Here is an 8,338-nt window from a genome sequence, read left to right on the forward strand (position 1 = left end):
GCCCGGCAGGCCGACGACGCCCGGCAGGAGGCCGCGGAGCTGGCCGCGCGGCTGCGCGCTGAGGTGGCGGCCCTGGCCGCCCAGCGCGACGCGCTCACCGCCGAGCTGACAGTGGCCCGGCAGGCCGCGGCGACCGCCGAGGGTCACCGCACCGCCCTGACGGTACGACTCGACGCCGCCGAGACCGACCGGGACCTGGCCCAGCGGCGGGTGGCGCAGCTCGGCGACCAGGTCAGTGACCTGGCGTTGGCGTTGGCCCGCCTCGGCACCGCCACTCCCGGCGACGCCACCTGATGATCGTGGCGCAACCTTCGGTAGGCTCGGGCGGTTAACCTCCCCGGTGGCAGCGGACACACATCGTTGTCCCGACCCGCCTGGGGATCACCTCACCGGGTGAGCGTCCCGGCCGGTTATCCTTGGTCCCGGCCCACCCGTGGACGCCTCACGCCCTCGGGCGGGAATGGCTCGACGGGGACGCACCGTTACACCCAGAAGACCAGCACCACGAACGAGGGGAAGTCGATCATGGGCGAGCGTATGCTGCGCGGAAGCCGCCTTGGCGCGGTGAGCTACGAATCCGACCGCAACACGGAGCTCGCGCCGCGTCAGACCCGCGAGTACCTCTGCGCCAAGGGCCACCAGTTCGAGGTGCCGTTCGCCGTCGACGCCGAGGTCCCGACGACCTGGGAATGCAAGTTCGACGGCAGCGTCGCCCGACTCGTCGACGGCAACGAGCCGGAGCAGAAGAAGGCCAAGCCGCCGCGTACCCACTGGGACATGCTTCTGGAGCGGCGTTCCATCGCCGAGCTGGAGGACATCCTGGAGGAGCGCCTGCAGGAGGTTCGGACCCGCCGCGGCCGCGCCTGAGCCGCACGACGCACGATGACGGCGCCCCCGGGGTTTCCCCGGGGGCGCCGTCGTGTCTGCCTTGAGCGCGGTGCAGGCGGCCTGGTCTCAGTGCCGGCCGGGCTCGACGATCTCGCCCTCGATGGCCCGACCGCCGTCGACCACCACCGGCTGTTCCGGCTGCGGGGCCGGTTGCGGCGCACCTTGGCGCACCCGCACCGTGCGGGGCCCGAACAGGTCACCGGCGACCATCGACGACACCCGCCGCTCGGTGGCGCGGCGCACCCCTGCGCGGGCCAGTCGACGCACCGGCGGCACCAGCAGCAGCAACCCGACAACCCCGCTGACCAGGCCGGGCACCGCCAGCAACAGCGCACCGGCCAGACCGACGAGCCCGTCGGTCACCTGACCACCCGGGGGCTGCCCGGCCGCCGCCGCGGCGCGGAAACCACGCCAGGCGCGCATCCCCTCGCGGCGCAGCAGCACCAACCCCAGCAGCGACGCGGCGAACACCAGCAACACCGCCACGCCGAACCCCAGCGCCCGCCCCACGCCGACGAACACCGCCAGCTCCAGCACCACCGCCAGCAACAGGGCCAACGGTACGAACCTCAGTCCTCGGCGCATCTCACCTCATCGCCATTCCTGCGGACACCACGGACGTGTTCCGCTCATCCAGCATGACACGGCCGCGCTCACCGCCACCGTGCCTGACCCGCTCACGGCCACCGTGCCTGGCCGGTGGCGGTGCCGTGCAGGCCCCGGCGCACCGCCTGGCGCCGGTCGCGCACCCCCCAGGCGGTGATCCGCCACAGCGCCTCGGCCACGATCTTCGGGCTCATCTTGCTGTCGCCGCGTTCCCGCTCGGCGAAGGTGATCGGCACCTCCACGATCCGCACACCGGCCCGGTGCGCCAGCCGCGACAGCTCCACCTGGAACGAGTAGCCCTGCGAGGTCACCGACTCCAGGTCGATGGCGTCCAACGCGCTGATCCGGTACACCCGGTAACCGCCGGTGGCGTCCGAGACGGGCATGCCCAGCGCCAGGCGCGCGTACAGGTTGCCGCCGCGCGACAGCAGCAGCCGCCGCAGCGGCCAGTTGAGCACCCGCGCGCCCCTGGTCCACCGGGAGCCGATCACCACGTCGGCGTCGCGGGCGGCGTCCAGCAACGCCGGCAGGTCCTCCGGGGCGTGCGAGCCGTCCGCGTCCATCTCCACGACCGCCTGGTAGCCACGCTCGCGCGCCCACCCGAACCCGGCCAGGTACGCCGCGCCGAGGCCTTGCTTGCCCTGGCGGTGCAGCACCTGCACATGCGCGTCGCCGTCGGCGAGGGCGTCGGCGATCGCGCCGGTGCCGTCGGGGCTGTTGTCGTCGGCGATGAGGATCTGCACCGCCGGGGCGGCCCGCCGGACCCGGCCCACGATCACGGCGATGTTGTCGGCCTCGTTGTAGGTGGGGATCACCACCAGCACCCGGCCCACCCCGGGCACCTCGTCCGCGCGTCGGATCGTATCGGTCGCCTGGATCACGGTTCCTCCGCTCCCGCCGGCGTACCGGCTGTTGCTATCCGGGCCTGACCCGCTGCCGCCGACGCAGCACCGCCGCGCCGACCAGGGCCGCCGCGGCCAGCGCGGCGAGCGCCACCTCGGGCCACCAGCCGAGGCGGGTGGCGAGGGTGCGTCCGTCGTCGAGCCGCAACTGCCGCACCACGACCTCCCGGGTGTTGAACCCGGTGGCATCGCTTACCCGCCCGTCGGGTGCGACGAACCCGGACACCCCGACCGTGGAGGCCATCAACGCCGGACGTCCGTGCTCCACCGCCCGCAGCCGCACCATGGCCATCTGCTGGCGGGCCTCCGCCACGTTGAAGGTGGCGTTGTTGGTCTGCACCACCAGCAGTTGCGCGCCACCGGTGACGGTGTCGCGGACCACCTCGTCGTAGGCGACCTCGAAGCAGATCACGTCACCGAGCACAGTCGGACCGGCGCGTACCACGCCCGGGGTGCTTCCGGGCACGAAGTCGTTGCGGATCAGGTCGACCTTCTTGCTGACCATCCGGGCCACGTCGCGCAGCGGCACGTACTCGGCGAACGGCACCGGGTGGCGTTTCGTGTACAGCTGCTCGAGGTCCGCGCCGGTGCCAGGGCGCCACAGGATGCCCGCGTTGCGGACCTGCCCGGCGTCGGGGCCCAGCAGGACCGCGCCGACCAGGATCGGCGCGCCGATGGTGTCGGCGGCCTGGGAGATGCGCGCACCGGCGGTGGGGTTGCGCAGCGGGTCGATGTCGCTGGAGTTCTCCGGCCACACCACCAGGTCGGGTCGCCGCTGCTGCCCGTCGGCGACCCGCTCGGCCAGTTCGATGGTGGCGTCGACGTGGTTGTTGAGCACCGCCTGCCGTTGGGCGTTGAAGTCCAGGCCCAGCCGTGGCACGTTGCCCTGCACGATCGCCACGGTGACGGTCTCGCCGGACCCGGCGGTGGCGACCGGCACCAGCAGACCCCCGGCGGTCAGCGCGACGGCCACGACGGCCGGTACGACCACAGGCGTCCACCGCCGCGCCACGGCACCCCCGGCGCGTGGCGGGCCGTCCAGCGGGCCGTCAGAGCCCGGCGCGGCGTCGCTCGGCGTGGTGGTGGGCTCAGCTGCGTGGCGCTGGGCGGTGACCCAGCCCCGCCAGACGGCGGTGACCAGCAACCCGCCGATGAGAGCCACGACGAAGGTGACCAACGGGGCGCCGCCCAGCGCGGCCAGCCGCAGCAGCGGTGAGCTGTCCTGACTGAACGCCAACCGCCCCCACGGGAACCCGCCGAACGGGGTGCGGTCGCGCAGCGCCTCCTGCCCGACCCAGAGCAGCCCGGTCAGCGCCGGCCACGCCCAGCGGGCGCGGTCGACCAGCGGCGACACCCAGGCGGTGGCCGCGCCCAGCAGCGCCAGGTAGCCGGCCTGCAGCAGCGACAGCAGCACCCACGGCAGATAACCGGTGTGCAGGTTCGTCCAGTCCAGCAGCGGGGCGAAGAACGCCACCCCGGTCAGGAAGCCCAGGCCGGCGCCGGCGCGCAACCGCCGCCGGTGCGCGGCGGCGGCCAGCAACGCCACCCCGACCGGCGCGAGCGGCCACACCCCGTACGGGGGGAACGCCACCAGCAGGGCCAGCCCAGCGGCCACGGCCAGGGGTACGGCGACCCGCAGCGGCAGCGGCCGACCGGCAATGACCGGCCGGGGCAGCGCCGCCGGCGTGTGCGTCTCATCCCGGTCCAGGGTCGTCACCGCTTCACCTCGATCACGGGGCGAAGGTTACCTGGCTGGCGGGTGAACCGGCCGCGTCGGGCCGTCGGGCACGAACCGCCCGGGGGACATGAAATCGGGGCGCGGCTCGCGCCGCGCCCCGATGCTCCCAGGCCCTTCCCGGCCGGTGTGGCGAGGATGGGGCACGACGACCTTCGGACCGACCGGACGTGGACTGGCTGCCCCCGCCGGGCCGTTGTCTACTGGCCGTGCACCTCACCCTGCCCGTACACCGGTAACCGCGGCCGGTTCGCGCCGCCCCGCCGACCCCCGCCCGCTGGACCTGGCCGCCGCGACGATGACGCTCAAACATGTCGCTCGGCCAGCGGACGAAGGGACGAAGCGAACAACAGCCGCTTCCCGTGGTAGGACTCAAAGACGGTACGTGCCGACCCCCGTCGGTTGTCAACCCGCAGCCGGCCTGTCGTGTGTTGCGACACGGCGTGTCGGGTCGGCGAGTCTCAATGCGTACGCAGATGCTGACGCAGCAGCGACTGCGCGGCCGCCCGGTGCTCCTCGGCGAGCAGCCCTCCGGCGGCCAACACGTAGTCGGCGTCGACCACCGCGGCGGCGGCGCGCGGCAGCGCCCACCCGCCGGCGTGGTCGGTCAGGACCGCCGTCAGCACCTGCCCGGACACGTCCGCCGGCGAGTGCCGCAGCACCCCACCGGAGCCCACCAGCATCCGCACGTCGCGCAGGTCCCGCCCGGCCCGCTCACCGGTGGCGGCGCCCCGGGCGTGCCGGCGCAGCGCCACCGTCGCGGCGAGGGTGGCGATACGCCGGTCCACGGCCCGCTCGACGTCGTCGACGGCCAGGAACGCCGGGTCGGCCGCCCGTCGCGCCGCCGCGGCGGCCAGATCGTCGGCTTCGCCGGCGGCGAGCAGCCGCTCCTCCACGGCGGCCCGCACCACCCCGGGGGCGCTCCACCGCATGCCCAGATCGCCCTCCACGGTGCGGGCCCGCCACAGGCTGCCGGCGACCTCCCGACCCGGCCCGGTGGCCCGCTCGTCGGGCGTGAGCACCGAGTACACGTCGGTGGTGGCCCCACCCACGTCGACCACGGCCAGGTCACCGCCGAGGGTGTCGGCGAGCACCTCCACACCGGTGAGCACCGCGTCGGGGGTGGCCGCCCGCACCAACCGCGCGAACCGGGCACCCCGCGACAGCCGTTTACCGCCGATGACGTGGCGCAGGAACACCGCGCGGATCGCCGCCCGCGCCGGCGCCGGGGCGAGCACCCCGATGCGCGGCAGGACGTTGTCGGCGTCGGTCACCGGCACACCCGCGTCACGCAGCAGTCCGGTCAACTGCTCGCGCACGTCGGCGTTGCCCGCGTACACCACGGGCCGGCGCCACCGGGCCCGGGCCAGGCGGGTGGCGTTGTGGGTGATCGTGTCGGCGTCGCCGCCGTCGGTGCCGCCCACGAGCAGCACCACGTCCGGGCGGGCCGCCCGCAACGCTGTCAGGTCGGCGGCGCCGAGTCGCCCGGCCGCGACGTGCACCACGTGCGCGCCGGCGGACAACCCGACCCGCCGGCCGGCCTGCGCGGTGACCAGCGGCTCGTAGCCGATCACGGCCAGCCGCAGCCCACCACCGGCCGACGAGCACACGTACCAGGGAACGTCGCGCACGCCGAGCCCGGCGGTGGCCGCCGCGACCGCGGCGTCCAGGCCGTGCAGCACGTCGGTGCCCACAGTGGTGGGCGCCGACGCCGCGCCGGCCAGGACACCGGCGGCCAGGTCCACCACCGCCACCTTCGTGTACGTGGAGCCGACGTCGGCGCAGACCGCCAGGGTCACGACGCGGCGGGGACGACCACGGTGCCGGTCGCGGTGACCGCCACGATCGGCGGGTCGAGGACCTCGGCGGCGGACGCGGAGCGGTCCGGGCGACCCCGGCACACCACCGCGCAGCTCAACTCCAGGGTGCGGCTGCGGGTGCCCACCCGCGCCACCCGCGCGGTGACCTCGACCACGTCCCCGGCGTGGACGGGCGCGTGGAAGCGCACGTCGGCGTATCCGGCGAACAGGCCCTCGTCGCCGTCGGTGCGGATGCACACCTCAGTGGCGACGTCGCCGAACAACCCGAGCGCGTACGCCCCGTCGACGAGGTTGCCGGCGTAGTGGGCGTGCGAGTACGGCACATACCGCCGGTGCGTCACCGTCAACCCGAGTCGTGCGTCGGTCATGCCATCGCCTTCCGTTGCGTGATCAGGGCGTGCACGAGGTAGCTGGCCACCTCGCCGGGCGTGGTGCCCCGACCGAAGATCCGGTCCACGCCCAACTCGTCGGTCATCGTCTCGTCGAAGCGGGGCCCACCGACGATCAGCAGCGGCCGCCGTCCCGCCGGCATCGCCTCCCGGAACGCGGCGGACATCTCCCGGGTGTTGTGCAGGTGCGCGTCGCGTTGGGTGACCACCTGCGACACGAGAACCGCGTCGGCCTTCTCCGCCCGGGCGGTCTCCACCAGCTCCGGCACGCTGACCTGCGCGCCCATGTTGGTGACCTTCAACTCCCGGTAGTACTCCAGGCCCTTCTCCCCCGCGATGCCCTTGACGTTGAGGATCGCGTCGATGCCCACCGTGTGCGCGTCGGTGCCGATGCACGCCCCGACCACTGACAGCTTGCGCCGCAACCGCTGCTTGATCACCGTGTTGACGTCCTTCGCCGACAGCAGCGCGAAGTCCCGTTCCACCACCTGCACGGCGCCCAGGTCGACCAGGTGGTTGACCCGCCCGTAGACGACGAAGAACGTGAACCCGTCGCCCATCGGCTTGGCGTGCACCACCATCGCCGGGTCGATGCCCATCTTGTTGGCCAACTGCACCGCCGCGCCCTCGGCGCGCTTGTCGTGGGCCACCGGCAGGGTGAACGACACCTGCACCATGCCGTCACCGGTGGTGTCCCCGTACGGGCGCACGATCTGCTTCTCCCCGCTCACGCCGTCGCCTCCAGGATGTCGGTGGCCGGGTTGCAGTAGTCGGCCTCGTGCGCGGCGACCCCGGACAGGCCCTTGCCGCGGTCCGCGGGCCGTTTCATGATCCCGAAGGTGCCCTCGGCGATCGCCGTGAGCAGCGTCTGCTCCCCGATGCGCTCCAGCAGGTCCAGTGCCTCACCGAGGACCTGGTTGGCGCGGCGACGGATGAACCCGCCCGGCGCCGGCACGAAGTCCTCGTGCAACCCACCGGCCGCGCCCAGGACGTAGCGCACGTTCTGCAGGGCGATGTCCCGGTCGGACAACCACGGCGTCACCACCGCCTCGGTCATCATCCCCACCAGCAGGATGCCCTGACCGGTCAGCGCGCCAGCCAGGTTGAAGAACCCGTCGAGCAGGTTGCCCCGGAACACGTCACCGGTCATGTGCTTCGTCGGCGGCATCCACTTCAACGGCGCGTCCGGGAACAACTCCCGGGCCAGCAACGCGTGCGCCAACTCCAACCGGAACGACTCCGGCACCTCCGGGTTGATCTCGAACGCGTGCCCCAACCCCAACTGCCAGTCCGCCAACCCCGCCTCGTGCGCGAAGAACTCGTTGAGCAGCTGCGACACCGTCACCGTGTGCGCCTCGTCGACCGCGTCGGCCGTGGTCAGGTAGTTGTCCTCACCGGTGTTGATGATGATCCCGGCGCGGGCGTGCACCTGCCGGGAGAACCGCTGGTCGACGAACGTGCGCACCGGGTTGATGTCGCGGAACAGGATCCCGTACATCGAGTCGTTCAACATCATGTCGAGGCGTTCCAACCCGGCCAGTGTCGCCATCTCCGGCATGCACAGCCCGGAGGCGTAGTTGGTCAACCGCACGTAGCGGCCCACCTCCTTCGACGACTCGTCCAACGCCGCGCGCATCAACCGGAAGTTCTCCTGCGTGGCGTACGTGCCGGCGAAGCCCTCCCGGGTCGCGCCCTCGGGCACGTAGTCCAGCAACGACTGCCCGGTGGAACGGATCACCGCGATCACGTCAGCGCCGGCGCGCGCCGCCGCCTGCGCCTGCGGAATGTCCTCGTAGATGTCGCCGGTGGCGACGATCAGGTAGATCCACGGCCGCTGCGCCGGGTCGCCGTGGCGCTTCACCAGCCGGTCCCGCTCGGCGCGCCGCCGGTCGATGCGCCGAATGCCCGCGCCGACGGCCTTGCGCGCCGCCGACCGGCATCGGGGCCCACACCTTGGCCTCGGCGAAGGTGCCCGCCTCCGGCAGGGACGAGACGCCG

General features: G+C 73.3%; 8 protein-coding genes and 1 pseudogene. 2 read left to right on the top strand and 7 right to left on the bottom strand.

From position 1 onward, the window contains the following. Positions 1–294 (top strand): annotated as a pseudogene (locus tag GUI43_RS34130) (hypothetical protein); the annotation flags it as partial. A 231-nt stretch (positions 295–525) separates the two neighbouring features. Beyond that, positions 526–867 (top strand): RNA polymerase-binding protein RbpA, encoded by a 342-nt coding sequence (locus GUI43_RS32720; protein WP_091398247.1) that lies wholly within the window; start codon positions 526–528, stop codon positions 865–867. A gap of 87 nt (positions 868–954) precedes the next feature. Here the strand turns inward: GUI43_RS32720 and GUI43_RS32725 are convergent, their stop codons facing one another. The 7 genes from GUI43_RS32725 to kamD form a co-directional block, all read right to left on the bottom strand. Then, positions 955–1,473 carry an FxsA family protein gene (locus GUI43_RS32725; RefSeq protein WP_112700646.1) on the bottom strand — a complete coding sequence of 173 codons (519 nt, stop codon included), beginning with the start codon at positions 1,471–1,473 and terminating at the stop codon, positions 955–957. A gap of 92 nt (positions 1,474–1,565) precedes the next feature. Beyond that, positions 1,566–2,375 (bottom strand): polyprenol monophosphomannose synthase, encoded by an 810-nt coding sequence (locus GUI43_RS32730; protein WP_225855063.1) that lies wholly within the window; start codon positions 2,373–2,375, stop codon positions 1,566–1,568. A gap of 34 nt (positions 2,376–2,409) precedes the next feature. Beyond that, the gene (lnt, locus tag GUI43_RS32735; protein ID WP_112700648.1) at positions 2,410–4,113 is read right to left on the bottom strand and encodes an apolipoprotein N-acyltransferase; all 1,704 of its coding nucleotides are present in this window, start codon (positions 4,111–4,113) and stop codon (positions 2,410–2,412) included. 479 nt (positions 4,114–4,592) lie between these two features. Further along, complete coding sequence (locus GUI43_RS32740; protein WP_112700650.1) at positions 4,593–5,930, bottom strand: glutamate mutase L; 1,338 nt, start codon at positions 5,928–5,930, stop codon at positions 4,593–4,595. Next, the gene (gene kal, locus GUI43_RS32745) at positions 5,927–6,319 is read right to left on the bottom strand and encodes a 3-aminobutyryl-CoA ammonia lyase (protein WP_112587990.1); all 393 of its coding nucleotides are present in this window, start codon (positions 6,317–6,319) and stop codon (positions 5,927–5,929) included. The genes GUI43_RS32740 and kal overlap by 4 nt, the downstream gene beginning before the upstream one ends. Continuing rightward, complete coding sequence (gene kamE, locus GUI43_RS32750) at positions 6,316–7,071, bottom strand: lysine 5,6-aminomutase subunit beta (protein ID WP_112587992.1); 756 nt, start codon at positions 7,069–7,071, stop codon at positions 6,316–6,318. The genes kal and kamE overlap by 4 nt, the downstream gene beginning before the upstream one ends. Then, positions 7,068–8,338: lysine 5,6-aminomutase subunit alpha (kamD, locus tag GUI43_RS32755; protein WP_428842242.1), on the bottom strand; the 1,271-nt coding region annotated here is incomplete at its 5' end. The genes kamE and kamD, both read right to left, overlap by 4 nt.

It is taken from the genome of Micromonospora noduli, assembly GCF_003264365.1.
Lineage (GTDB): Bacteria > Actinomycetota > Actinomycetes > Mycobacteriales > Micromonosporaceae > Micromonospora > Micromonospora noduli.

Excerpts from the sequence above, each read along its gene's own strand:
- GUI43_RS32720 (WP_091398247.1), top strand. The coding sequence starts at position 526 with ATGGGCGAGCGTATGCTGCGCGGAAGCCGCCTTGGCGCGGTGAGCTAC.
- GUI43_RS32725 (WP_112700646.1), bottom strand. The coding sequence starts at position 1,473 with ATGCGCCGAGGACTGAGGTTCGTACCGTTGGCCCTGTTGCTGGCGGTG.
- kal (WP_112587990.1), bottom strand. The coding sequence starts at position 6,319 with ATGACCGACGCACGACTCGGGTTGACGGTGACGCACCGGCGGTATGTG.